This is a genomic window from Geomonas silvestris (genome assembly GCF_014193515.1).
Lineage (GTDB): Bacteria > Desulfobacterota > Desulfuromonadia > Geobacterales > Geobacteraceae > Geomonas > Geomonas silvestris.
In genome coordinates this window covers 25943-52448 of the sequence record NZ_BLXX01000021.1, presented here as the reverse complement: position 1 = coordinate 52448, position 26506 = coordinate 25943, and the positions used below count along the sequence as shown (strand labels likewise).

Genomic DNA, 26506 nt, shown 5'->3' with positions numbered 1-26506 from the left:
CCTTCCAGGCCTTTCAGAGCGGAACCCTTGATGATGGGTACGTCGTCGCCCGGGAAGTCGTAGGAGGAGAGCAGTTCGCGAACTTCCAGCTCGACCAGCTCGAGGAGCTCCTCGTCGTCCACCATGTCGGCCTTGTTCAGGAACACGACGATGTAGGGGACGCCAACCTGACGAGCCAAGAGGATGTGCTCGCGGGTCTGCGGCATCGGGCCGTCAGCGGCGGAAACAACCAGGATAGCGCCGTCCATCTGGGCAGCACCGGTGATCATGTTTTTAACATAGTCGGCGTGGCCCGGGCAGTCGACGTGAGCGTAGTGACGCTTGTCGGTCTCGTACTCAACGTGGGCGGTTGCGATGGTGATACCACGCTCGCGCTCTTCCGGGGCGTTGTCGATCTGGTCGAATGCTTTGAACTCAGCCTGGCCCTTACCGGCCAGCACCTTAGTGATAGCAGCGGTCAGGGTGGTTTTGCCGTGGTCAACGTGACCGATGGTGCCAATGTTGACATGCGGCTTAGTTCTTTCAAATTTCGCTTTTGCCATGAGGAATCCTCCCTGAGGTAACTACTTCTTGGACAACTTTTCAATTATATACAACAGCGATTGTTATATGAAAGCGATTTTATTGAGGGGAGTGGAGCCCACAACCGGATTCGAACCGGTGACCTCTTCCTTACCAAGGAAGTGCTCTGCCTACTGAGCTATGTGGGCTTATCTAGTTATTGGAGCGGGAAACGGGACTCGAACCCGCGACCCTCAGCTTGGAAGGCTGACGCTCTAGCCAACTGAGCTATTCCCGCCAATGACAGCGTGAAGCGAAGTTGTTTGAATCAACGTGCCCTCGCCCTTACCAGTTCCGCGACCTTTACGGTCTCCTGGACTCGAGCAGATGCCCATCTCATCTGCAGGGGTGGTGGTGGAGGGAGGAGGATTCGAACCTCCGAAGTCGATGACGACAGATTTACAGTCTGTTCCCTTTGGCCGCTCGGGAATCCCTCCAGACGTGGTGCCTACCTGAATAAGCTTTGTAAAAGAACTGGAGCTGACGATGGGACTCGAACCCGCAACCTGCTGATTACAAGTCAGCTGCTCTACCAATTGAGCTACGCCAGCCTATCATCGTCTGCTGCGCCGCGCCCGTTTTCGTTGGGCGAAGCGAATCCCTGTTCTATAGCAAACCCGAATCTAAGTCAACACAATTTTTCAGCGACACTGAATTTTTTCTCGAAACGTTTTTTGAGTTGAGTCCGCGCTGGCGTTAAACCGGGCGAAAGCCGGTAGTATACCGGCTGCGGCCTGTAGCGCAAGTGAGCGAAATAGCGTGGGAGGCAACCAGATCAACGGCGTCTGTCGCCACCACCGCGCTTACCGCCCGCACTGCGGCTGGCGCCACCGGCATGACCGGCTCCACCAGAACCACCGGCGCGGTTACCACCGGTGCCCTTACCGCTAGCGCGGTCATCACCGGCGCGGCCGCCACTTGAGCGCCCAGCAGCACCGGCACTCCTCTCATTTATGCCACTGCTGCGCCCGCGCCCGTCGCCGCCACCGAAGAGCTCCGCCGCGGCGTCTTCCCTGCCGCACTTTTTGAGCGCCTCCAGACAGAGCTTGCGCTGGTCCGCCAGGTGATACAGCAGCAGCGCCTTCTGCAAACCTTTTTCCCGGTCCGTCTTAGCCACATAGACCGACTCTTTGGTGAAGGGGTCGATCCCCGTGTGGTACATGCAGGTGGAGAGCGTCCCGGGCGTGGGGGTAAAATCCTGCACCTGCTCCACCGTCATGTTCCAGCGCCTAAGCTGCAGCGCGAGATCCACCATGTCGGACAGCGTGCAGCCGGGATGTCCCGAGATGAAATACGGAACGATGTACTGCCGCTTCCCCTTCTGGGCGCTCTGTTTCAGGAAGGCATCCCTGAACCGGATAAAGCTTTCGCGCCCGGGCTTGCGCATCGCCGCCGTCACCCGGTCCGAGAGATGCTCGGGCGCCACCTTCAACAGGCCGCTCACGTGGTGCTCGACGAGTTCACCCAGGTAACGCGGTTGACGCTCCAGCAGGTCGTAGCGCACCCCCGAGGAGACCGCGATGTTCTTCACGCCGGCAACATTGCGCGCCTTCACCAAGAGGCGCGAGCTGGCGGCGTCGTCGGTGACCAGGTTGCGGCAGGGCTGGGGATAGAGACAGCTCTCCCGGCGGCAGAGCGCACCGGCCTTGGCGTCGCCGCAGCAGAGGCCGAACATGTTGGCGGTCGGCCCGCCCAGGTCGCTCACCGAGCCGCGGAACCAAGGGAGTTTCGCCAGTCGATCCAGCTCCTGCAGTACGCTTGCCTCGCTGCGGGACTGGATCGTCTTTCCCTGGTGGTGCGTGATGGCACAGAAGGCACAACCGCCGAAGCAGCCCCGGTGCGTGGTTATCGAGGTGCGGATCTGCTCGTAGGCAGGAATCGGTTCGCGGTAGCTCGCATGCGGCGCCTTCACAAAAGGAAGGTCGTAGAGGGCATCCAGCGCCTTCTGCGACATCGGCTGCGCCGGCGGGTTGCAGACCAGGTAGCGGGTCGCATGGCGCTGAAGCACGGTCTTGGCGCAGCCGGGATTCTGCTCGCCGCTCAAAAGGCGAAACGCCTCGGCGTAGCGGGCCCTGTCGGCGGCAACCTCTTCGAAGCTCGGCAGCTCGACGCACTCACCGACCTCCGCGGGTTCGGGTGGCACCGAGGCGGCATAGGCGGTGCCGCGGATGTTCCTGATCGCGGCAAAGGATTCCCCATCCTCCAGGCGGGCCACCAGCTCCAGGAGCGGATTCTCCCCCATGCCGTACACCAGCAGGTCGGCCTTGGCGTCAAAAAGAGCCGAGCGGCGCACCTTGTCTTCCCAGTAGTCGTAGTGGGCAAAGCGGCGCAGGCTCGCCTCGATGCCGCCGATGACGACCGGGGTGTCGCGGTAGGCCTCTTTGAGGCGCGAGGTGTAGATGAGGGTGGCGCGGTTGGGGCGGGCACCGTGGAGGTTGCCGGGGGTGTAGGCGTCGTCGCGGCGCAGCTTGCGGGCCGGGGTGTAGTGGGCGACCATCGAGTCCATGGCGCCGGCGGCCACCGCGAAGAAGAGGCGCGGACGTCCCAGGGCCAAGAAGGGCTCTTTGCTACGCCAGTCGGGCTGTGCGATGATGCCGACCTTCAGCCCCTTGCTTTCCAGAAGGCGCGCCAAAAGCGGCACGCCGAAGGCGGGGTGGTCCACGTAGGCATCGCCGGTGACGAAGATGACGTCGAGTTCGTTCCAGCCGCGAGCCCTGGCCTCGGCCAGGGTCATGGGGAGAAACTGCGGGGGCGTTGCGGGCTTTTTGTGGTTTTGTTTCATGCTTTTTACATCGGACCGATCAGCCAGATCCGACCGGTCGCACCGATTAGTAGTACTGCGCAGCCGCTACGGGAAAATCGGCAAAAAGTCGAGGCCCAGCGTCTCCGGCAGGCCGCACATCAGGTTCATGTTCTGCACCGCCTGCCCCGAGGCGCCCTTCACCACGTTGTCGATGGCCGAAACCACGATGATCCTGCCGGTGCGCTTGTCCACGGTCACGCCGATGTCGCAGAAGTTCGAGCCGCGCACCTGAGCCGTCGAGGGGAAGCTCCCTTCCGGCAGCACCCGGACAAACGGTTCGCCGTCGTAGCAAGCCTGGTAGAGCTCGACCAGCTCAGCCGCCGTGACCCCCTTGAGCGGGGTGCTGTAGATGGTAGCCAGGATGCCGCGATCCATGGGCACCAGGTGCGGCGTAAAAGAGATGGCCAGCGGGGATCCGTTCAAGAGCGACAGCTCCTGCTCGATCTCCGGGATGTGGCGGTGCACGCCGCCCACACCGTACGCCTTGAACCCTTCGTTCACCTCGCAGTACAGGTTGTCCACCTTGGCCCCGCGCCCCGCGCCCGAGACACCCGACTTGGCGTCGACGATGATCGACTTCGGGTCGATGAGCTTGTTCTTCAAAAGCGGGGCCAGCCCGAGGATAGTGCTGGTCGGGTAGCAGCCGGGGTTGGCGATCAAGGAGGCTTCCCGGATCACATCGCGGCGCAGTTCGGGGAGACCGTACACCGCCTGCGCGAGCAGCTCCGGATTCATGTGCTTTTCGTACCAAAGGCCGTAGGTCTCGGCGTCGCGCAGCCGGTAATCGGCAGAAAGGTCGACCACGTCCTTCCCCATCTTCAGGAAGGTCGGCACCACTTCCATGGCGGCCTTGTGCGGCAGCGCGGTGAAGACCACGTCCACCTTCTCCGAGATGCCGGCAGGCTCCAGGTTTTCAAGCACGAGGTCGATGCGCCCGCGCAGCGTCGGAAACACAGCACTCACCGGCTTGCCGGCGTTTTGCTCCGAGGTGACGCAGGTGACCGCGACCTCGGGGTGCGCATAGAGAATTCTCAGCAGCTCGACACCGGTATACCCACTGGCACCAACAACAGCAACCTTCAGCATAAAACCCTCCAGGAAAAACAGTTCTAAGTTCTAGGTTCTAAGTTAAACACCCGCGGCGGTGTGCGAAGCCGGAGCCATACGCAAACAGCGCCTGAAATGAACGTAGAGCATAGAACGTAGCACAGAGAACCTGTCTTTGTCCAAACAGCAAAAGGAGGAACCCTCGCGGGTTCCTCCTTTGCCATGAAACGTCGCTCTCGCGAAGCGGATTAACGCTTGGAGAACTGGAAGCTTGCGCGTGCTGCTTTCTTGCCGTATTTCTTTCTTTCTTTGATACGCGAGTCGCGGGTGATGAACCCGGCTTTCTTCAGCGTACCGCGGAGATCGGCATCGGCCTCGAGGAGGGCCTTGGTGATGCCGTGCTTGATGGCCCCAGCCTGGCCGGAATCGCCGCCACCCTTGACGGTAACGAAGACGTCGAACTTGCCGACATTCTCAGTCAGTTCCAGCGGCTGCTTCACAACCATCTTGGAAGTTTCACGACCGAAGTACTGGTCGAGAGTCTTGGTGTTGACGGTGATCACACCGGTGCCGGGCTTGATCCAGACACGGGCGATCGAGGATTTCCTTTTGCCAGTTGCATAAAAGGTTGCTGCTGCCATTTGTATATCTCCTAGAACGAATTAGATGTTCAGATTTTTCGGCTGCTGGGCGGCGTGCGGATGGGTGTCGCCTGCATAGATCTTCAGCTTCTTCAACATGTGACGGGCCAGCTTGTTCTTCGGCAGCATGCCCTTCACGGCCTTCTTGAGCAGTTCTTCCGGCTTCTTCTCGATCAGCTTGCCAGCAGTGATCTCTTTGAGACCGCCCGGGAAAGAGGAGTGCGAGTAGTAGGTCTTGTCGGCCAGCTTCTTGCCGGTCAGCGCGATCTTAGCGGCGTTGACAACAACGACGAAGTCGCCAGTGTCGACACTCGGGGTGAAGGTCGGCTTGTTCTTGCCACGCAGGACGTTGGCAATCTCAGTAGCGACACGGCCCAGCACCTTATTGTCCACGTCGACCAGATACCAATCCCTGGTCACTTCTTCTTTTTTAGCAACTTGCGTCGTCTTCATTGAAACCTCACAGCTATCTGGAATGTGCACTCGAATTACGGAAAGTTGAAAATCTAATCGAAACGCGGACGCATGTCAACACAAAAATGTCAAGACAAAGAATCCTCTGGGTAAAAGACCCGCATAAGGCACAGCCCGTGCGGCGGCGCGGTCTGCCCGGAAACCTGGCGATCGCGCGCCACCAGGAGGTGGGCGACGTCCTCGGGCGGCCGTTTGCCCAGCCCAACTTCCACCAGCGTCCCCACCATGACCCGCACCATGTTCTTCAAAAACCCGTTGCCGTTCACGTCGATGTGCAACCAGCTACCTTCCCGCACCAGGTCCACGGAGTAGATGGTGCGCACCGTCGTTTTCGCCGCGCAATTTGAGGCACGGAAGGCGTTGAAGTCGTGCTCGCCCACGAAGTGTGCGGCGGCCGCCCGCATGGCACCGAGGTCGAGCTTCGCCCCGATGCGCCATGCCACGTGCCGTGCCAGGGGCGAGCGCAGTGGATCCAAAAGGATCGAGTAGCGGTAGTGCTTGCTACTGGCATCCGACCGCGGGTTGAAGGCAAGCGGCACCTCGCAGGCCTCGCGCACCGCGATATCGGGCGGCAGGTGCGTATTGAGCCCCTCGCGGAAGGCCCGCAGCGGCAGCGCCTTCTCGGTGTTGAAGCAGGCGACCATGCCGCGCGCGTGCACGCCGGCGTCGGTACGCCCCGAAGAGCGCAGCTTGGTCGGCATGCCGAGCATCTGGGCGAGCGCCCCCTCCACGACCTCCTGGACGGTGAGGCCGTTAGGCTGCACCTGCCAGCCGGCGTAGGCGGTCCCTTCGTACTCTATGGTGAGCTTGATGTGGCGCATGTACTACTTCAGGTACTTCTCGATCAAGAGTTCGGCGATCTGCACGGCATTGGTCGCAGCACCCTTGCGGACGTTGTCGGCCACCACCCAGAGGTTGAGCCCGTTCTCGAGCGAGAGGTCCTCGCGCAGGCGCCCCACCAAAACGGCGTCCGCGCCGGCTGCGTCCATGGCCATCGGGTACTCGTGCTCGGCCGGGTCGTCCACCAGTTCCACGCCCGGAGCATCTTCCAGAAGCTCGCGCGCCTTCTCGACGGTGAGCTTCTTTTCGGTCTCGATATTGATCGACTCGGAGTGCCCGAAGAAGACCGGTACCCGGACGCAGGTAGCCGAGGTCCTGATCGCGTCCCCCATGATCTTCCGGGTCTCGTCGACCATCTTCATCTCTTCCTTGGTGTAGCCGTTCTCGAGGAAGGCATCGATCTGCGGCAGACAGTTGAAGGCGATGCGGTGCGGGTACACCTCGTTGTTGGCCGGGCGTCCGTTCAGAAGCTCGCCGGTCTGGACGCGCAGCTCTTCGACCGCCTTGTTCCCGGTGCCGGAAACCGCCTGGTAGGTGGAGACCACGATGCGTTTGATGCCGGCGAAGTCGTGCAGCGGCTTGAGCGCCACCAGCATCTGAATGGTCGAGCAGTTCGGGTTGGCGATGATCCCCTTTTTGGTGTAGCCGGAGATCGCCTCGGGGTTCACCTCGGGCACCACCAGCGGGACGTCCGGGTTCATGCGCCAGGCGCTCGAATTGTCGATGCAAACCGCGCCGGCCTTGGCAGCCGAAGGGCAAAACTCTTCGGAACGCGCCCCGCCCGCCGAAAAGAGGGCGATGTCGACCCCCTCGAAGGAGTCGTGCTTGAGTTCCTCGACCAGCACGGCGTGTCCTTTGAATTCCAGGGTCTGGCCGGCGCTGCGGCCGCTCGCCAGCAGCTTAATGTTGCCCACCGGAAACTCGCGTTCCTCGAGGCACTCGAGCATCTGGGTACCGACTGCGCCGGTGGCACCGACAATGGCTACGTTGTATTTTCTGCTCATGCAACTTCTCCTTTAGACAAAAACGGGAGCGCGCCCCCCGCTGTGCTGCCCGGGGGACGCGCTCTGTTTGATTACTACCACATAAAGTCGGCACGCTGAAACTGCCGGAAACCACGACAACGGAGCCGGATCAGGCCCTTAAAAGGGGTACCTGCTGTTTTGCCTTGGTTTCCGCGCCATCCGCGTGCTGACGCTTAGGGTTTACCGCTCCTTCAAAATCTGCAGCATGCGGCGCAGCGGCTCTGCCGCGCCCCACAGGAGCTGGTCGCCGCAGGTGAAGGCGGAAAGGTACTGCGGCCCCATCTTCATCTTGCGCAGGCGCCCCACCGGAACGGTGAGCGAACCGCTGATCGCCGCGGGGGTGAGCTGCGCCAGGGTGTCGGCCTTGTTGTTGGGGACCAGCTTCACCCACTTGTTGTCGTTCTTGATGAGCTCCTCGATCTCGCCGATCGGCACATCCTTGTTGAGCTTGATGGTGAGGGCCTGGCTGTGGCAGCGCATGGCGCCCACGCGCACGCAGATGCCGTCCACCGGGATCGGGTTCGTGGTGCCGAGGATCTTGTTGGTCTCGGCGTACCCCTTCCACTCCTCGCGGCTCTGGCCGTCCTCGACCTCGCGGTCGATCCAGGGGAGCACGCTCCCTGCCAAGGCAAACCCGAACTCCTTCGTGGGGAGCAGGTTGCCGCGCAGCTCTTCGGTCACCTTGCGGTCGATCTCCAGGATCGCCGAGGAGGGGTTCGCCAGGTGCTCGCAGACGGCACCGTGCAGTACCCCCATCTGGCAGAGGAGCTCGCGCATGTTGGGAGCGCCGGCGCCCGAGGCCGCCTGATAGGTCATGGAGGAGATCCACTCCACCAAGCCGGCACGGAACAGCCCGCCCAACCCCATGAGCATAAGGCTCACGGTGCAGTTGCCGCCGATGAAGTCCTTGATCCCCTTGGCAAGCGCGTCATCGATGACGTTTCGGTTCACCGGGTCGAGGACGATGACGGCGTCCTTCTCCATGCGCAGGGTGCTCGCCGCGTCGATCCAGTACCCCTGCCAGCCGGCCTTGGCCAGTTCCGGGCGCACCGCCTTGGTGTAGTCGCCACCCTGGCAGGTGATGATCACGTCCAGCTTTTTAAGTTCGGCGATGTCCGAGGCGTCCTTCAGGGTCCCGGCGTTCATGGGAGCAGCCTGCCCCACCTGCGAGGTGGTGAAGAATACCGGTTCGATCCCGGCGAAATCGTTCTCCTCCTGCATCCGCTGCATGAGGACCGAACCTACCATGCCACGCCAACCGACAAGTCCGACTTTCATAGGTGAACTCCTTTTCGACGTATATCTAATTTCAGTAGATGTTCGTGGTGCGACTCCAGCCCCGAAAGGGGACTAGAGGTTGGCGATGATGGCGTCGCCAATCTCTTTGGTGTTCACCAGCTTGAGCCCCGCGCTTTCCTGGTAGATGTCGCGGGTGCGGTAGCCCTGGTCCAGCACCTTGGCCACGGCGTTGTCGATGGCGTCGGCCGCCTCGATCATCCCGAAGGAGTAGCGCAGCATCATCCCGGCGGAGAGGATCTGGGCGATCGGGTTCGCGATCCCCTGCCCCGCGATGTCCGGAGCAGAGCCGCCGGAGGGCTCGTACATGCCGAAGGTCCCTTCAGCGAGCGACGCCGAGGGGAGCATCCCCAGGGAGCCGGTCAGCATGGCGGCCTCGTCGGAGAGGATGTCGCCGAACATGTTCTCGCAGAGGATGACGTCGAACTGCTTGGGCCACTTTACCAGCTGCATGGCGGCGTTGTCCACGTACATGTGGGAGAGCTCGACGTCCGGGTACTGCTTGGCGACGCCGATCACGATCTCGCGCCAGAGCACCGAGGTGGAGAGGACGTTCGCCTTGTCGATGGAGCAGACCTTCTTGCCGCGCTTCTGGGCCGCCTGGAAGGCGACGTGCGCGATGCGCTCGATCTCGGGGACGCTGTAGCGCATGGTGTCCACGCCGACGCGCTCGCGGCCGGCCCCCTCGATCCCTTTGGGCTGAGAGAAGTAGATCCCGCCGGTCAACTCGCGGATCACCAGGATGTCGAAACCGCCGGCGATCACCTCTTCCTTCAGAGAGGAAGCGGCGGTCAGGGACGGGAAGATGATGGCCGGACGCAGGTTCGCGTAGAGGCCGAAGATCTTTCTCAAGGGGAGCAGCGCCCCTCGCTCGGGCTGCTCGTCCGGCGGCAGGGTCTCCCACTTGGGACCGCCCACCGAGCCGAAGAGGATGGCGTCGGAGGCTTTGCAGATGTTGACGGTGGTCTCGGGAAGCGCCTTCCCTTCTTGGTCGATCCCCGCTCCGCCTACGTTGGCGTGGGTGCGTTCAAAAGTGACATCGTAGCGTTTTTCTACTGCGTCCAACACCTTGAGTGCCTCTGCCATGACCTCCGGACCAATGCCGTCGCCCGGCAGCACCGCCACTTTAAAAGCCTTTCCCATTCCGCAAACCTCCAGTAAGTATTGAAGGATGGATTCTATTTACGAGGTCACATATTGTCAACACAAAAAGCCCCTTAAACTAAGGTTTAACACCCCTATACACCGACTTGAAACTGTCAGAAAAGGGATTTCGGCACCGGTTTTTACCCCTCAGCAATCCGCAGCTTCTCCAGCACCGCGTTTCCGTGCCGCCACGATCCCCTTTTTTGCAATGCCGGCCGGCCCGCTGCAATTATGTAGCGAGATAATTGCACGAGGTAACCCCAAAATCTTTTTAAAGACGGCAAAATTGCAAAAGGTCGCTCCAAAAAACAAATGTAGGAGTAGATAGTTGTTTTTCAGAGCTCCCAAAGACAGATGTAGGACTAGATAATTGCATTTTGGACCTCCCAAAAACCGCAAGGGATGGCCTTGTTGTTTTTTGGAGCTACCAAAAACAAATGTAGGAGGAGATGTTTGTTTTTTAGAGCTCCAAAATTGCAAAAGGTAGTGGCACTTTGCATTTTTGGAGCTCCGAAATCCCGCAAGAGAGGGCAATGTTGTTTTGGGTGATGCCAAACCTGGGAAAGGGGCAGCCCCGGCATCTCCGCTCCCGCCATTCTGCCCTCCGCCCTCCCCGCAATTCTAATGGACGTTTGGCAAAAACGGTCTAACGGTTCGCATCTTACGGTCCTGTCTCGATATTTTTATAGTTTATTTTCATGAATTCATGTGCTATGCTTTTCCAACAATCGAGCCGCAGCTCGCCCACCTCGTACCGGCGCCCCGACGGGCTCTGTGAGCCGGCCGTCCAAATGTTTGAAATCACGACAATGCCGGGCACACGGCGGTTCAGATACTGTTTTAGCTCCGTAGTGTTGTGACAACCGCCGAGCTCCCGTTCGCAGCTTGACAACAACACCTTGCTCGATTAATTTTTACCCTCTGTTGTACCATGCTCCCTTCTGCAACTGGCTCAGCCGTTGACAGTGCATGTCGCCGCCGAGCACACCTTTTAAGAGATCCGTTGTCTGTGGTCGGCCCGCCAGCTGTCGCAGATCCACCTGCTGTTAGTACAGGTTGCAGATTTTGCTACAATTGCAGCACCGTTTCTCATACGCAACACTCGTTGAAACTCAACACCTGCTGGAGAGCACATGAAATGCCTGCGCACCGCACTACATCTCGTTCTGGCCTTTTCTCTCGTTTCTATGACGGCTTGCAGTCATCACCCCGGGAAGCGCTTCATGGGTGATCCTCAGAACCCCTACCCGCTGAAGGCCGCCCCGAAGGTGGGGGACATCATGCATCTCCCGACGGGCGTGCTGGTGACTCCGGAGCAGATGCTCTCGATAGCGACCGACGCACGCGTGGTCTACGTCGGCGAGACCCACGACAACCCGGCCTCGCACCGGCTCGAACTCGACGTCCTCAAGGCGATGGAGGAGCGCCACCCAGGCAAGACGGCGCTGGGGATGGAGATGTTCGTCCGCTCGCAACAGCCCGTGCTGGACCGCTGGGTGGCCGGCAAACTCGACGAGAAGGCCTTCCTGAAGGAATCGCACTGGTTCGACAACTGGAAGATGGACTTCGGCTACTACCGCGACCTCCTCATCTACGCCAAGGAGCACCACATCCCGGTGGTCGCCCTCAACGCCGAGAAAGACCTGGCCCAGGCGGTGGGAAGCACGCCGCTCGAGGAGCTTTCCCCGGAGATGAAGGCACGCCTCCCCGAGATGGACTTAGGCGACCCGTACCAGCGCGGCATGGCGGAGAGCATCTTCGCCGGGCACAGCCACGGCAAGCTCGTGATGGACGGCTTCGTGCGCGCCCAGACCCTTTGGGACGAAACCATGGCCGAGAGCGCCGCCCGCTTCCTCGCCAGCCCGCAGGGAAAGGACCGGCACCTGGTGGTGATCGCCGGCGGCAACCATGTCGCTCACGGCTTCGGCATCCCGCGCCGGGTCTTCCGGCGCATCCCCACCTCCTACGTGACGATCGGCGGCAACGAGATCGCCATTACCCGGAAAGAAGAGCCGGAGATCATGGACGTGGATCTCCCGGACTACCCGAACCTCTCCTACGACTTCCTCAACTTCCTGGCCTACGAGGAACTCCCGGAGACGGGGGTGCGCCTGGGGATCGCCTACGAGCCCGGGCCGGACAAGCGCGGCATGCAGGTGCAGAGCGTACTTCCCGACTCCAACGCCGAGCGTGCCGGGGTGAAGGAGGGGGACCTCTTGCTCACCCTGGACGGCGAGCCGCTCAAGGAGACGATCGACCTGGTCTATGGTCTCAAGCAGAAAAAAGTAGGTGAAAAAAGCACCCTGGGCGTGGAGCGCGACGGCAAAAAGCTCACCCTGGAAGTGACCTTCCAGAAAACCGAGAAGGTGCACCAGCACGGCAAGCCCTAGCCCTCCGTCTGGAGGCGGGCAGAACCTGCAGCATTGCAATGCATAGAAATCGGCAATTCATTAAAGGAAGGAGTCCCTATGTATTCCATGAGCAATGTCGGAAGGAACACCATCGCGATGGTTCTGGCCGGCGGAAAGGGAGAGCGGCTGAGTCCGCTTACCCTGAGGCGCGCCAAGCCGAGCGTCATGTTCGGCGGCAAATACAAGATCATCGACTTCGTGCTCTCGAACCTGTTCAATTCCGGGATCAAGAAGGTCTACATCCTCACCCAGTACCGCGCCTTCTCGCTCAACAAGCACATCCGCGAGTCCTGGGGCAAATGGACCGGCCTGGGCGAGTTCTACGTCGCCATCTCGCCGGAGACCAGCAGCGAGAGCGAGTCCTGGTTCAAGGGGACGGCCGACGCCATCCTGCAGTACCTGCGCTTCGTGGAGTCCTCGGATGCCGACTACGTGGCGATCTTCGGCGGTGACCATATCTACAAGATGGACATCAGCCAGATGATCGACTACCACCGCAGAAACCGCGCCGACCTCACCCTGGCAGCCCTCGAGGTCCCCGCGGAGGAGGCGACCCGCTTCGGCGTCTTCTCGGTGGACGACGACTACCGTGTCACCGCCTTTACCGAAAAGCCCAAGAACCCGGAGCCGATCCCCGGGCGCAGCACCTGCTTCGCCTCCATGGGAAACTACATCTTCTCCACCCGGAAACTGATCGAGGTGCTGCAGGAAGGGAAAAAGCTCTACGAGGACCTCGACTTCGGCAAGCACGTGATCCCCATGATGCTGGAGAACAAGGACAAGGTGTTCGCCTACAACTTCAACGACAACCTGATCCCGGGTATGAAGGCGGAGGAGAAGGGGTACTGGCGCGACGTGGGGACCATCGAGAGCTACTACGAGGCGAACATGGACCTGATCAACGTCTCGCCGCAGTTAAACCTCTACAACTACAAGTGGCCGATTCTCACCAACCAGGGAAACCTGCCGCCCGCGAAGACCGTCTTCGACGAGGATGAGCGCCGCGGGGTGAACGTCGACTCCTACGTCTGCGCCGGCTGCATCACCAGCGGCGGCACGGTGCGCCGCTCCATCCTGGCCCCGCGCTGCAAGGTGAACAGCTACAGCCTCGTGGAGGATTCCATCCTCTTCGAAAACGTGAACGTCGGCCGGCGCGCCAAGATCAAGCGGGCCATCATCGACAAGAACATCACCATCCCCGACGGCATCGAGATAGGCTACGACCACGACGAGGACCGGCGCCGCGGCTACCGGGTCACCGAATCCGGGATCGTGGTGGTGTCAAACGTCGAGGTGAAGTAGCCGCAGGAACTCTCCCCTGGAATGTCCCAAGCAGTGCCCCCCGGCCTGACTGCGAGAAGAAAAGGTTCCTCCGACAATTCCGGCACCCACATCCCTCCTCCCTTGACGGGAGGGGGTCGGGGGTGGGTGACGCTGCCATCGGCAGTGATGCGGCGCCTTTCCCCCTCACCCTGTCCCTCCCGCTGGGGGAGCGGGGAACCGCTGGAACCGGCTTTCCGGAATTTATTCGACGAACCCAAAAACTATGTGCACTCCCACGGGCCCGAAGAATCGGTACGCGGCGGGAGCCTTTTTTAATTCAATGCCCCCCAGGAGTTTCATGAACACCGCCACGAGTCTCTCCCGCCGTTTCCTCACGGTCTCCCTTTGGCTTTTGCTGATGGCCGCCCTTCCCGCTTCCGCGCTTGCCGGCAACCGGGACGTCCTTTGGACCATCCTCAACACCTGCCTCGACCCCACGGTCGCCGACTACTGCAGCTCCTGCCGGGCCCCCTTGGACGTCGCGCCGTGTGCCGCGTCCAGGGGCTGCCGCGATACCACCCAGGTCTGGGTGGAAACCCAGGAATTCGTGGCGCTGCGCGACCGCAAGATGTGCGACTGCACCGAGGAGTTCGTGCACGGACTGGTCCTGCCGCGCACCAAGGTGACCGGCGTCGAGGATCCCAAGCGCCCCGAAGGCATCTGGAAGTTTGCCTGGGCCATCGCCCAGAGCCGGATACCCGAGGACGCCGAGCGCGCCCTGGCGGTGAACCCGACGGGGAAGCGGGACCAGGACCAGCTCCACGTGCACGTGGTCCGGCTGCAAAAGGACGCCCGCCGGCGCTTCGCCAAGGCTCCCAACTGCCAGGTGGCCGACCTCCACGAGGTGTGGGGGACCGCCTGCCGTTTGGCCCAGGCCGCGGGGTATGCCGATTACGGGGTACTGGTCGTCAGCGATACCAAGGGGGGCTATCTGGTCGTGGTGGACCGGGCGAGCACGGAGAAGACCTATACCCTTCCCCGCTGCCGCTAGCACGGCTCATGAATGCTTGTGGTTTCTGGAAAAGTCGTGTAAACATGCAAAGACGTAGGAACTTCACCGGCAAAAGCCAGCAACGCAACCTCGAGAAAAGGTCGACTTCATGAAAACTCCGCCAACTCCGTCTCCCGAACTGATCCTGGAGTCGCTCTTCGACGGGGTGTATTGCGTCGACCGCGATCGCGGGATTTATCTCTGGAACAAGAGCGCGGAGCGGATCACCGGCTTCAGCAAGGCGGAGGTGCTGGGGAAGTGCTGCTCGGCCAACATCCTGCAGCACCTGGATGACGAGGGGGAGAATCTCTGTCTCAATGCCTGCCCACTTTCCGCCACCATGCGCGACGGCCAGGAACGGGTGAGCAACATCTACCTGCACCACAAGCAGGGGCACCGGGTGCCGGTCTCGGTACGCACGACTCCGATCCGGGACGAGCAGGGAGCCGTCATCGGGGCTATCGAGGTCTTTGCCGACAACTCTCAATCGCTGCACGTGTTGCGGGAGTTGGAGGCGCTCAAGAAGGAGGCCTGCCTGGACGCGCTGACCGGCGTGGGGAACCGTCGTTACGGCCAGATCACCCTGAAAACGAGGATCTACGAGTGGCAGACCGACCGGGTCCCTTTCGGGGTGATTTTCTTCGACATCGACACCTTCAAAGACGTGAACGACAACTTCGGACACGCCATCGGGGACGAGGTCCTGGCCATGGTGGCCAAGACGGTGAGTAACCTTTTGCGGCGTCTGGACGTGATCTCCCGCTGGGGGGGCGACGAGTTCGTGGCGATTCTCAACAACGTCCGCCAGCGCGACTTCCAGATCATCACCGAGCGCATCCGCACCTTCGTGGCAAATTCCTTCATCATGATCGGCGACCACAAGCTCTCGGTCACCGCCTCCATCGGTGCCACCCTCGCCAAGCCCGGTGACACTTCCGAAACCATCCTGCAGCGTGCGGATGCCCTCATGTACGCCAGCAAGTCAGACGGGCGCAACCGCGTCACTCTCGGCTAGTCCCTCTCCCCCAGGCAGGTTTCCTAGAACTCACCCCGTCACAGCGATGACTTCCTCGTAGGTGGTTACCCCCTCCAGCATCTTCCGTATGGCGAGGTCGCGCAGCGGCACCAGACCGTCCTGACGCGCCACCTCCTGCAACTGCCCCAGGTCGAGCCTCTCACCTATCACCGCGCGCAGCTTCTCGTTCACCTCGAGCACTTCGAAGATCCCGGTGCGCCCCTTATACCCGGTGCCGCGGCACTCGGCGCACCCCTCGCCGAAGCTGACCCGCGCCCCACGCTTGAGCCCCAGGTACTCTATCTCGTCCGCCGAAAGCTCCCGCTCCTTCTTGCAGGAAGAGCAGATCTTGCGCAACAGGCGCTGCGCGATGATCCCGATCACCGTGGAGGTGATCAGAAACGGCGGGACCCCCAGGTCGACCAGCCGGGTCACCGAGGAGGGAGCGTCGTTGGTGTGCAGCGTGGAGAGCACCAGGTGCCCGGTAAGCGCGGCCTGCACGGCGTTCTCCGCGGTCTCCCGGTCCCGGATCTCGCCGATCATGATGATGTCCGGGTCCTGGCGCAGGATGTTCCTCAGCACCTTGTCGAAGGTCACCCCGATGGCGCTTTGCACCCCCACCTGGTTGAACTCCTCCATCACCATCTCGATGGGGTCCTCGACGGTGACGATGTTCACCTCCGGCGAGGAGAGCGCCCGAAGCGAGGAGTAGAGCGTGGTGGTCTTGCCGCTGCCGGTCGGACCGGTGACCAGGATGATCCCGTTGGGCCTTTTTATGAAGGAGCTGTAGAGCTGGAACTCGCGCGGGTAAAAACCGATCTGGTCGAGCTCCTGCATCAGGATGTCGGGATCGAAGATCCTGATGACCACCTTCTCGCCGAAGGCGACTGGAAGTGTGGAGACGCGCAGCTCGATCTCCTTGCCGCCGTGGCTCGTCTTGATCCTGCCGTCCTGGGGGCGGCGTTTCTCGGCGAGGTCCATGCGCGAGAGCATCTTGATGCGCGACACCATGGGGGGGTGCAGCTGGCGCGGCACGTCGTGTACGTTGTGCAGCACGCCGTCCACCCTGAGGCGCACCAGGGACTTGTCGCGCTTGGGCTCGATGTGGATGTCGCTCGCGCGCTGGTCGAAGGCGTACTGCAGGAGGAAATCGACGGCCGAGACGATGTTGCGGTCGGTCCCCTCGATGTCGTGGCCGAGCTTCAGCCTGACGAACTGCTCCAGGTTCCCCAGGTCCACGGCGCTCCCCACCTCGTGTTCGGCCGCCTTCACCGAGGCCCTGAAGCCGAAGAACTCGCGCAGGATCTTCAGGATGTCGCTGCGCGAAGCGAGCACCCGCTTGAACTCCATGCGCTTGAGACTCTTCAGCTCCTCGACCACCTCGTCGTTGAAGGGGTCGGCGACCGCCAGGGTGAGCAGCCCGTCGCTGAAGCCGACCGGCACGATGAGGTGTTTCAGGGCGAAGGGGCGCGAGATGTGGGTGGTGACCAGCTCGAGGTCGAGCTTCATCGGGTTTATCTTCAGGTAGGGAAGCCCGACCGCCTCGGCGAGGACCTCGGTGATGGCATCTTCGCTTAAGAGCTTGCCGCCGGAGCCGGGGATCTCCAGGTTCAAGGAGGCGATCACCTCGGCGGGCGAGGCCTTCTGCGGGGTCTGCTGCAGGCGCCGTGAGTACCCCGCCTGCTGCGCCCCCTGCAGGCGGGCCGCCTGGGCCTCCCCCTGCTCGTCGAGGAGTTTCGACTGGGCCTGGTCGATGAGCCCGCGCCGCAGCAGGATCTGCCCTACGTTGTGGATGGTTACCGCCTTGCGCTTGCTCATTGGCGCTCCCGTTTTTTCTCCCATGAGTAGTTACCCCGGAGCATCGCCTAGAACCCTAATAAAGTCAACGGGGTTCAACATTGACTTTGGCAGTTACAAGGATATCATTAAGCCCAAGCCGTGCAATGACATCCGATGTCGTATGAGGAGGTGCACCATGCTGGAGCTTTTGGAAAAAGCGGCATTGACCGCACTGGGGGCTGCGTCGCTCACCCAGAAGAAGGGAGAGGAGCTGATGCAGGAATTGAAGACGCGCTACAAGATGAGCGAGGAGGAGGGTCGTGCCTTCATCGATCGGATCCAGGATCTGGCCCAGGCCGGCAGCCAGCGGACCTCCGAGATCGTGGAGGCAGAGGTGCGCCAGGTGATGGAGCGCATGGGGATGGTGTCCCGCGAGGACTTCGAGCGCCTGGAGCGCCGGGTGCGCGCGCTGGAGGCCGCCCGCCTGGAAGGCGCCGACGAAGAGGCCGGGGACTGAATGCTGAGACTGATGCAGTTCAACCGCAACGTGCGCAACATCAGGCGTTACCGCCAGATCATCGCGGTTTTGGCCGGTTATGGCCTGGAACACCTGCTGGAGTACCTGAATATGGCCGGCGTGGCGGCCTTAAGCCGCCGGGTGCTGCGCCGTTCGGGGGGCAAGGCGGCGCACCTGTCCCCCCCCGAGCGCCTGCGGCTCGCCCTCGAGGAACTGGGGCCCACCTTCATCAAGCTGGGACAGCTCCTCTCGACCCGCCCGGACATCATCCCCGCCGCCTTCATCCGGGAGTTCGCCCGGCTGCAGGACAGCGTCCCCTCCCTCCCCTTCAGCCAGATCAAGGGGCAGCTCGAAGCCGCCCTGGGGGTCTCCGCTACCGAGCTCTTCCTCGAGCTCGACGAGGAGCCGATCGCCGCGGCCTCCATCGCCCAGGTGCACCGGGCGGTGCTTTTGACCGGCGAGGAGGTGGTGGTCAAGGTGCGCCGCCCCGAGGTGACCGACCTGGTCGAGACCGACATCGACATCCTGATGGACATCGCCTCGCTTCTGGAGCGCCACCTCCCCAACGCCGATATCTACGACCCCGTCGGGGTGGTGCGCGAATTCGCCTCCACCATTAGGCGCGAGATGGACCTGGCCCGCGAGGGGCACACCATCGAGCGGATCCGCGACAACTTCCAGGAGGACCCCACCCTCGCCTTCCCCCGGGTCTACTGGGAGGCCACCGCCAAGGCCGTTTTGACCATGGAGTTCATGCGCGGCATCAAGGTGAACGACCTGGCCGCGCTCGAGGCGGCCGAGCTGAACCGGCGCGAGATCGCCAGCCGCGGCGCGGACGCCTTCTTGAAGATGGTGCTGGACCACGGTTTCTTCCACGGCGACCCCCACCCGGGGAACGTACTCATCATGCCGGGGAACGTGATCTGCCTCTTGGACTTCGGCATGATCGGCCGGCTCGACCCGGGCCTCAAGACCTACCTGACCGACGTTTTGAGCGCGGTGATCCGGCGCGACGTGGACGGGCTGATCCGCACCATCGTGAACTTCAACGAGATGAACGAAGGGGTGAACCTGCGCTCCCTGAAAAAGGGGCTCTCCGACTTCATCGACAGCTACTTCGAAATCCCGCTCAAGGAGATCGAGGTGGGGAAGATGCTGCTCGAGTTCGTCGACCTGATCTCCACGCACCGCATCAAGCTGCACCCCGATCTCACCATGCTCATCAAGGTGCTGGTGGTGGTCGAGGGGATGGGGCGCGAGCTCGACCCGCAGTTCAACATGGTGTCGCACCTGCGCCCCTTTTTGGAGGACGCCCTGAGGGAGCAGCACTCGCCGGGGCGTTTTTTGAGGGAGCTTGCCGAAGGGGCCGAGGGGTACCTGGCGCTCACCCGCGACCTGCCGCGCGAGATCCGCGAGCTGCTCAACAAGATAAACCGCAACAAGTTCCGCATCGACCTGGAGCACCGCGGCCTGGACCGCTTCACCCGCGAACTGGACCGCTCCGCGAACCGGCTCTCCTTAAGCCTCATCCTCGCCGCCCTTTTGATCGGCTCCTCCATCGCCATGCACGCCAACCGCGGCCCGCTCCTCTTCGGGCTCCCCGCCTTCGCCTTCTTCGGCTACCTCATCGCCGGCCTGATCGGCTTTTGGTGGATGGTCGCCATCATCCGCTCCGGCAGGCTGTAAATCAGGTTGAGGTTTTCTTAACCTCAACCTGTTTCCCCAGTGTTGCATTTTAAACACACCCAGCGTAGCTTTTGCACCACACGACACAGTTTGGCTGCCCACTGAACCGGACACTCCCTCCTGTCCGCCGCGCTAACCTGCCGAGCTATCGCCACTTTGCAAACCTGTCTTTTGTTTACACTTTTGGCCCATTCCTTGCTAGATAGTCCGCATACTGATTTAAATGTGGCAGGGAGCCAGTTATGATATTTCAGCAAACCTTGGGGAACAAAGCAGCGTTCAGCGGCATCGGCCTGCACACCGGCAAACCGATCAACCTGACACTGCGTCCGGCCGAGCCGGGTACCGGGATCGTGTTCCACCGGGTGGACCTCACCCCCGCGGTCTCCATCGAGGCGCGCGCCACCAACGTGGTCAACACCAGGCTCTCCACCACCATCGGCAACAGCCAGGCGACCGTCTCCACCATCGAACACCTGATGGCGGCCCTGTACGGCTGCGGCATCGATAACGCCCACGTCGACATCGACGGCCCGGAAGTCCCGATCATGGACGGCTCGGCCACCCAGTTCGTCGACGGGATCCTGAAAGCCGGCACCAAGGTGAGCAGCAAGCCGCGCAAGTACCTGGTGCTCAAGAAGGCCGTGACCATCGTGGAAGGGGACAAGAAGATCTCCATCATCCCGTCGCGCCACTACAAGATCACCTTCGACATGCAGTTCGCCCACCAGGCGGTGCGCAGCCAGACCCGCTCCATGGTCTTCACCCAGCAGGGGTTCAGCGACGAGATCGCCGGCGCCCGCACCTTCGGCTTCCTGGCCGAAGTGGAGATGCTGAAGGCCAACGGCCTGGCCCGCGGCGGCTCCATGGAAAACGCCATCGTGATCGGCGACGAAGGGGTCCTGAACCCCGAGGGTCTGCGCTACTCCGACGAGTTCGTGCGCCACAAGATCCTCGACTCGGTGGGCGACCTGGCCCTGTGCGGCCACCGCCTGATCGGCCACGTGAAGTCCACCAAGTCCGGTCACGACCTGAACAACAAGCTGGCCCGCGAACTTCTGAAGCGGACCGACTGCTTCGCGCTGGTCGAGTTCACCCCGCAGGCCACCAACGTCCCCTTTAACCTCGCGCTTCCGGAACTCTCCTGGCTCGAGGCGTAAACGAGTAGTACCTGAAATCGTTGACAACGAGAGGGTGAAGGCTTCCAAAGCTTCACCCTTTTTCTTTGCCGGTTTGATGTTATTTCCCGAGATACCTTGCAGCAGGTCTGCCGCAAAGCTCCCCACAGACCGAGGGGCAAGGCTCGCCCTGTTCCGCAGCCCCCTAAACCGCCCGAATCGGCCTTAACGCCTTGAATTTCGCTAAACTTTCATATAGAGTGGCGTGATGCCAAAGACACCAGACCAGACTACGGCAGCAGCCGAAGCAGCAGGCTCCACCCTGACACCCAAGGAGCTCCGCAAGAGAAAGCGCGAGGGGATCATCATCGTCCTCTCGCTCCTTGCCATCCTGCTTTTGACCAGCGCCGAGATCCACCTGTCGCGCCTCAACTCCGAGGTGCCGATCGGCAACAACATCACGATCTTCGGCATCATCAACGTCATCATCCTGCTCATCATCCTTTTGGTCTACCTGGTCTTCCGCAACATCGCGAAGCTCTTCGTGGAGCGGCGCAAGAACGCACCCGGGGCCCAGCTGCGCACCAAGCTCGTGCTCGCCTTCGTCTCGCTGTCGCTCATCCCCACCCTGCTCCTCTTCTTCGTCTCCGCCGGATTCATCACCAACAGCATCCAGAACTGGTTCAATAAGCAGGTGGAGAACTCCCTGAACGAGTCGATGGAGGTGGCGCAGACCTACTACAAGAACCAGGCGGCCAACGCGCTCTACTACGGCCAGCAGATCTCCGACGCCATCAAGGAGCGCAAGCTCTTGAACGAGGAGAACCTCCCTGCCCTGAAGGCCCTGGTGCGCCAGAAGCAGAAGGAGTACAACCTCGGGGTGGTCGAGGTCTTCTCGTCGCAGCGCGAGGAGCTGATCCGCGCCTCCAACCCGAAGCTCCCGGCCGGCGAGTTCACCAACCCCTCCTCGGAAGACCTGAACATCGGCCTCGCCGGGCAGGAGTTCACCCGGGTGAACTCGATCGGCAAGGCCGACCTGATCCGCGGCATCGTGCCGGTGCACTCCAACTGGAACTCGAAGGACGTGGTCGGGGTCATCGTGGTCAACTACTACGTCCCCTACTCGATGGTCGCCAAGATGCGCGAGATCTCGGCCTCCTACCACGAGTTCCGCCAGCTGAAGATACTGAAGAACCCGATCACCACCGGCTACATCCTGACGCTCTTCCTGATCACCATGGTGATCATCTTCCTGGCGGTCTGGTTCGGGGTCTACCTGGCGCGCAGCCTCACCAACCCGATCCAGGAGCTGGCCGAGGCGACCCGGCAGGTGGCCGAGGGTAACCTGGACGTGCACCTGGGGGAGACCGGGCACGACGAGATCGGCATGCTGATCGCCTCGTTCAACCGGATGACCCAGGACCTGCGGGAAAACCAGCTGGCCCTGCAGGACACCAACAGCGAGTTGCAGAAGAGCAACCTGGAACTGGACCAGCGGCGCCGCTACATGGAGACCGTGCTCGCCAACGTCACCGCGGGGATCATCTCGGTGGACAAGGACGGCCTCTTGACCCACGTGAACAAGGCGGCCGAGAAGCTCTTGCTCATCAACCTGGACAAGGTGTCGGGGCACAACTTCCGCGAGGTCTTGAGGCCCGAACACCTGGACATCGTGAAGGGGCTCTTGCGCGACATGGTGGTCGCCAAGCAGGACTCCATCACCCGCCAGATCACCATCCCGATGCGCGAGGGGGATCTCACCCTGCTCACCAACCTGACCGTCCTGAAGGACGAGAACGGCACCTTCATGGGGATGGTCGTGGTGCTCGACGACATGACCAACCTGATCAAGGCGCAGCGCATGGCGGCCTGGCGCGAGGTGGCGCGGCGCATCGCCCACGAGATCAAGAACCCGCTCACCCCGATCCAGCTCTCGGCCCAGCGCCTGAGGAAGCGTTACCTTGCGCGCTTCGAGGAAGAGGAGCGGGTCTTCGACGACTGTACCGCCATGATCATCAAGTCCGTCGACGAGCTGAAGGGGCTGGTGGACGAGTTCTCCAAGTTCGCCCGGATGCCGGCGTCGGTCCCCTCCCCCAACGACCTGAACGGGATCCTGAAAGAGGCGCTCACCCTGTACCAGGAGGCGCACCGCTCCATAAGCTTCAAGCTCGCCATCGACGAGAAGATGCCGCTCATCCAGCTGGACCGCGACCAGATCAAGCGCGTGCTCATCAACCTTCTGGACAACGCGGTGGCAGCCGTCGAGGAGCAGGGCGAAATCGAGCTCGCCAGCTCCTTCAACACCGAACTGAAGATGGCCACCTTCAGCGTCTCGGACAACGGCCACGGCATCGCGCCGGAGGACCGCCCGCGCCTCTTCGAGCCCTACTTCTCTAGGAAGAAGAGCGGCACGGGCTTGGGGCTTGCCATCGTGAACACCATCATCACCGATCACCACGGTTTCATCCGGGCCAAGGAGAACTACCCCAAAGGGAGCCGTTTCATCATCGAATTGCCGGCGGACGCCGCCTCCTAGGCGGGAACCGCTGTCTTGGAGCCAGCAATGCAACTAAGAAGAGCGCGGGCCTGGGTGCTGCCGCTCATCATAGCCATCATCTCGTTCGTGGTGGTCGCCGGGAGTCTGGCCCTCAGGTTCCTCGACCTCGATACCTACAAGGCGGAGATCACCGCACAGGTCCGTACGGCCCTCAAGCGCGACCTGCGCTACCAGATCGGGGATTTCTCCTTCCGCTACGGCCCCGCCTTCACCTTTACCGGGGTGACCATCAAGGAGAAAAACGGCGTCGACGACTTCGTGACCGCGGACCGGCTCACCATCCGGATCGCCCTCATCCCGCTGTTGCGCCGCGAGCTGGTGTTAAGCCGCATGCAGCTCGACCACCCCAAGCTGATCCTGACCCGGGACAGGAACGGGGTCTTCAACATAAGCGACCTCCTGGAGCGCCCGAAGACCGAGAGTTCCGCAGCGCTCAAGGGGCTCGAGCTGAAAAACGCCGAGATCAGCTTCGCCGACTCCGCCTTCTCGGAGACCCCGCTCGTCACCGAGCTGACCCGCACCGACCTGTACCTCAGCAACCTGGTGCGCGGCAAAAACTGCGACTTCAAGCTTTCCGGGACACTGAAGTACCCGACCCGCAAGGTCCCCATCTTCCTGGCCGGCGTCGCCAAACTGGCCCCGGAGGGATCCCCCTTCACCCAGAGCGAGCTCTCCGGGCACGCTAAGCTGGGGGCGCTCGATGCCACCCACTTCTACCCCTACTTCGGGCGCTACCTCCCCTTCAAGAGCCTCTCCGGCGACCTGGAGCTGGACGCCCACATCAAGGGGAAGCTCGCTGCCTTCAAGCTGAAGGGGAATCTGCAGGTTTCCCGGCTGCGGCTTGACTACCCCCAGGTCTTCCACGCGCTGCTAACCCCGAAACTGGTCAAGGCGAACTACGAGCTGGAGCTTACCGAGCGCGATCTCAACATCTCCGCCTTCAAGGCGAACGTGGACGGCCTCGCCGTGCAGGGTAGCTGCAAGCTCTCGGACCTCTACTCGAAGGACCTGCGCATCACCGCCAAGGCGACCATGGGACGCTTCGACCTGAAAAACTTCAGGCAGTACATCCCCTACGGGATCATCGTGAAGGACACCGCCGACTTCATCGAGCAGAAGATCGCCGGCGGCATCTACCGGCTCGACGAGGGGCGCCTGGACGGACGGGTGAGCCAGATCCTGCACATGGAGCGGGGGCAGAACTACAACATCCTGACCGTGAAGGCGCGCGTCGAGGAAGGGGTGGTGAACTACGGCTCCGGGATCCCCCCCTTCACCGGGATCAAGGGTCAACTGGAGCTGGCCGGCAAGGACTTCACGCTGCGCGGCATGAGCGGCCGTTTCGGCAGCTCCCCCTTCACCCTCGAGGGACGCATCACCGACTACCCCCTGGAAGTCCCCTGCCGCTACCTGTTCGCCATGAACCTGCAGCCCAACCAAAGCGAGCTCGCCTGGTTCCTCGGGCACGGCCGCGGCGACAAGTCCACCCTGAGCGGCGGTTCGACCCTGAAGCTGATCGGCGAGGGCACCACCTCGCTGTACAACCTCTCCGGCGACTGGGATCTCACCCAGACCTCCTACTCGCTCCCCGACCTGATCGCGAAACCGGCCGGGCGCCACAACACCCTCTCCTTCCGGGGCAGCTTCGACAAGGAGCAGTTCCGGCTCACCGGGTCGCACTTCGCCCTGGCGCCGCTCTCCCTCTCGGCTACTGCAGTGAGCCAGTACCGCGGCCCGATCAGCGTCGACCTGAGGACCAACAGCTTCGCGGTCAACGAGGTGGCGCCGCTGGTGCCGCCGGCGCGCAAGTACCAGCCGGCCGGGAAACTGCAGGCCGCCCTGCAGGGGAAAGGGGCGACGCTCGAGGTCGCCTCCTGGTCCGGCGACGTTTCGCTGGCCGGCTTCTCCTTCAAGCCGACCGAGAAGATGAAGCCGATCACCGGGGTGAACGGCACCCTGCGCTTCGCCGGCGACTCGGTGGAGAGCAGCCAGATCGCGGGGCGGCTCGGCAGCTCCAGCATCTCCGGGCACGGCAGCGTGAGCAACTTCAAGTCCCCCACCGTCTCGGTCAGCTTCGCTTCGCCGTCGCTCGACCTCGCCGACCTCGGTTTCAACGCCGGCAAGACGCAGCTCAGGGCCGAACGGGTGCAGGGAACCGTCTCCCTTACCAACGACACCCTGCAGATCGCCTCACTCTCCGGCCAGCTCGGCCGCAGCACGCTCCAGGTGAAGGGGAGCATCCAGGACCTCAAGCACCCGCATGTCGACGTCACGGTGAACTCGCCGCACCTGGAGCTGGAGGACTTAAACCCGCTGTTCGGCAGCCGCCAGCAGGGGGCCGAGGGGAAGCGCTTCACCATGAAGGCGCAGGTGACCGCGGCAGAGGGGAGGTACCGCGACATCCCCTTCCAGCACCTGAAAACCCTCATCCAGCTGGAGGACAAGATCGTCTACCTGCAGCCCTTCGAGGTGTGGTGCCTGGACGGCGAGATCACCGGCAAGGTGAGGATGGACTTCGGCTCCAACGCCACCCGCTACCAGGTGAGCTGCAACGCCCAGAAGGTCTCGGCGGACAAGCTGCTGCACGCCTTCGGGGTGAAGAAACAGCAGGTCGTGGGAGCCCTGTCGCTGCAAAGCGACCTTTCGGCCAAGGGGGAGACCGCCCAGGAGCTCAAGCAGAGCGCGCTGGGTTCCCTGAAGCTGCGCGTCGAGCACGGCAGCATCAGGAAGTTCTCCACGCTGGCCAAGGTGTTCTCCATCCTGAACGTCTCCCAGCTGGTCAAGGGACAGCTGCCGGACATGGTCTCCGGGGGGATGCCCTTCAACAAGATCACCGGGGACTTCGCGGTGAAAGACGGCATCGCCTCGACGCAGAACCTGTACATCGACAGTAACGCCATGAACATCTCCACGGTCGGCAAGTTCGATCTGCCGCGCAACGAGCTCGATCTCACTATCGGCGTGCAGCCGCTGCAGACCGTAGACAAGGTGGTGAGTCACATCCCGATCGTCGGGTGGATTCTGACCGGCAAGGACCGCTCGCTCATCACCACCTACTTCGAGGCGAAGGGGCCCATTGAGGATCCCCGGGTAACCGCGATACCGGTCAAGTCCTTGGGGAAAGGGGTGTTGAACATCTTCAAGAGGGTCTTTGAGTTGCCCGCCAAGCTGTTCACCGACACAGGCGAGGTGATCATCGGGAAGTAGTGTATTCAACGGCAAAGCGGTGCCAGAAGCTTACTTTTTTTATTGTAACGCTCGTAGCAGTTGTGCTAT

The 26506-nt window shown here is 62.0% G+C and carries 18 protein-coding genes, 4 tRNA genes and 1 pseudogene; 9 read left to right on the top strand and 14 right to left on the bottom strand.

The features are described 5' to 3' along the window. From GMST_RS20950 to leuB, 13 genes and pseudogenes are all read right to left on the bottom strand, one after another. Positions 1–542, bottom strand: a 542-nt coding sequence (locus GMST_RS20950) for a GTP-binding protein (RefSeq protein ID WP_183356663.1), incomplete at its 3' end; no start/stop codon positions are given. A gap of 92 nt (positions 543–634) precedes the next feature. Then, a tRNA-Thr gene (locus tag GMST_RS20945) sits at positions 635–710 on the bottom strand. A 12-nt stretch (positions 711–722) separates the two neighbouring features. After that, positions 723–799 (bottom strand) — tRNA-Gly (locus tag GMST_RS20940). 114 nt (positions 800–913) lie between these two features. Then, a tRNA-Tyr gene (locus GMST_RS20935) sits at positions 914–998 on the bottom strand. A gap of 38 nt (positions 999–1036) precedes the next feature. After that, positions 1037–1112, bottom strand: a tRNA-Thr gene (locus tag GMST_RS20930). Positions 1113–1522: 410 nt separating this feature from the next. Continuing rightward, positions 1523–3343, bottom strand: a pseudogene (locus GMST_RS20925) (YgiQ family radical SAM protein); the annotation flags it as partial. A 66-nt stretch (positions 3344–3409) separates the two neighbouring features. Then, positions 3410–4450, bottom strand: a complete 1041-nt coding sequence (gene argC / locus GMST_RS20920) for an N-acetyl-gamma-glutamyl-phosphate reductase (protein ID WP_183356661.1) — start codon at positions 4448–4450, stop codon at positions 3410–3412. A gap of 209 nt (positions 4451–4659) precedes the next feature. Next, positions 4660–5052 (bottom strand): 30S ribosomal protein S9, encoded by a 393-nt coding sequence (gene rpsI / locus GMST_RS20915; RefSeq protein WP_183356660.1) that lies wholly within the window; start codon positions 5050–5052, stop codon positions 4660–4662. 21 nt (positions 5053–5073) lie between these two features. Next, a complete protein-coding gene (gene rplM / locus GMST_RS20910; protein ID WP_183356659.1) occupies positions 5074–5505 on the bottom strand; it encodes a 50S ribosomal protein L13 in 432 nt (143 codons plus the stop codon). An 89-nt stretch (positions 5506–5594) separates the two neighbouring features. Further along, positions 5595–6347, bottom strand: coding sequence for a tRNA pseudouridine(38-40) synthase TruA (truA, locus tag GMST_RS20905; RefSeq protein ID WP_183356658.1), 753 nt, complete (start codon positions 6345–6347; stop codon positions 5595–5597). 3 nt (positions 6348–6350) lie between these two features. Continuing rightward, a complete protein-coding gene (locus GMST_RS20900; protein WP_183356657.1) occupies positions 6351–7370 on the bottom strand; it encodes an aspartate-semialdehyde dehydrogenase in 1020 nt (339 codons plus the stop codon). Positions 7371–7571: 201 nt separating this feature from the next. Further along, the gene (gene asd, locus GMST_RS20895; RefSeq protein WP_183356656.1) at positions 7572–8669 is read right to left on the bottom strand and encodes an aspartate-semialdehyde dehydrogenase; all 1098 of its coding nucleotides are present in this window, start codon (positions 8667–8669) and stop codon (positions 7572–7574) included. Between the two features lie 72 nt (positions 8670–8741). Further along, entirely contained in the window at positions 8742–9830 is a 1089-nt protein-coding gene (gene leuB, locus GMST_RS20890; protein WP_183356655.1) for a 3-isopropylmalate dehydrogenase, read from the bottom strand. 1226 nt (positions 9831–11056) lie between these two features. On the opposite strand from leuB, the gene GMST_RS20885 reads away from it, so the two are divergent. The 4 genes from GMST_RS20885 (at position 11057) to GMST_RS20870 (ending at position 15573) form a co-directional block, all read left to right on the top strand. Next, positions 11057–12223, top strand: a complete 1167-nt coding sequence (locus GMST_RS20885) for a ChaN family lipoprotein (protein WP_246399979.1) — start codon at positions 11057–11059, stop codon at positions 12221–12223. Positions 12224–12301: 78 nt separating this feature from the next. Beyond that, the gene (glgC, locus tag GMST_RS20880) at positions 12302–13546 is read left to right on the top strand and encodes a glucose-1-phosphate adenylyltransferase (protein ID WP_198424586.1); all 1245 of its coding nucleotides are present in this window, start codon (positions 12302–12304) and stop codon (positions 13544–13546) included. Positions 13547–13865: 319 nt separating this feature from the next. Beyond that, positions 13866–14558 carry a CDP-diacylglycerol diphosphatase gene (locus GMST_RS20875; protein ID WP_183356652.1) on the top strand — a complete coding sequence of 231 codons (693 nt, stop codon included), beginning with the start codon at positions 13866–13868 and terminating at the stop codon, positions 14556–14558. Between the two features lie 109 nt (positions 14559–14667). After that, complete coding sequence (locus GMST_RS20870; RefSeq protein WP_183356651.1) at positions 14668–15573, top strand: GGDEF domain-containing protein; 906 nt, start codon at positions 14668–14670, stop codon at positions 15571–15573. 30 nt (positions 15574–15603) lie between these two features. Here GMST_RS20870 and GMST_RS20865 read toward each other — a convergent pair whose 3' ends face one another. Further along, complete coding sequence (locus GMST_RS20865; RefSeq protein WP_183356650.1) at positions 15604–17391, bottom strand: GspE/PulE family protein; 1788 nt, start codon at positions 17389–17391, stop codon at positions 15604–15606. 157 nt (positions 17392–17548) lie between these two features. Between GMST_RS20865 and GMST_RS20860 the strand changes: the two genes are divergently transcribed. The 5 genes from GMST_RS20860 (at position 17549) to GMST_RS20840 (ending at position 26437) form a co-directional block, all read left to right on the top strand. After that, positions 17549–17869 (top strand): phasin family protein, encoded by a 321-nt coding sequence (locus GMST_RS20860; protein ID WP_183356649.1) that lies wholly within the window; start codon positions 17549–17551, stop codon positions 17867–17869. Then, positions 17870–19555: an ABC1 kinase family protein gene (locus GMST_RS20855; protein WP_183356648.1), complete on the top strand. Its 1686-nt coding sequence runs from the start codon at positions 17870–17872 to the stop codon at positions 19553–19555. A 242-nt stretch (positions 19556–19797) separates the two neighbouring features. Next, positions 19798–20715 carry a UDP-3-O-acyl-N-acetylglucosamine deacetylase gene (gene lpxC / locus GMST_RS20850; protein WP_183356647.1) on the top strand — a complete coding sequence of 306 codons (918 nt, stop codon included), beginning with the start codon at positions 19798–19800 and terminating at the stop codon, positions 20713–20715. A 226-nt stretch (positions 20716–20941) separates the two neighbouring features. Then, positions 20942–23209 (top strand): sensor histidine kinase, encoded by a 2268-nt coding sequence (locus GMST_RS20845; protein ID WP_183356646.1) that lies wholly within the window; start codon positions 20942–20944, stop codon positions 23207–23209. 27 nt (positions 23210–23236) lie between these two features. Then, entirely contained in the window at positions 23237–26437 is a 3201-nt protein-coding gene (locus GMST_RS20840) for a YhdP family protein (RefSeq protein ID WP_183356645.1), read from the top strand. The last annotated feature ends 69 nt before the right edge of the window (positions 26438–26506 follow it).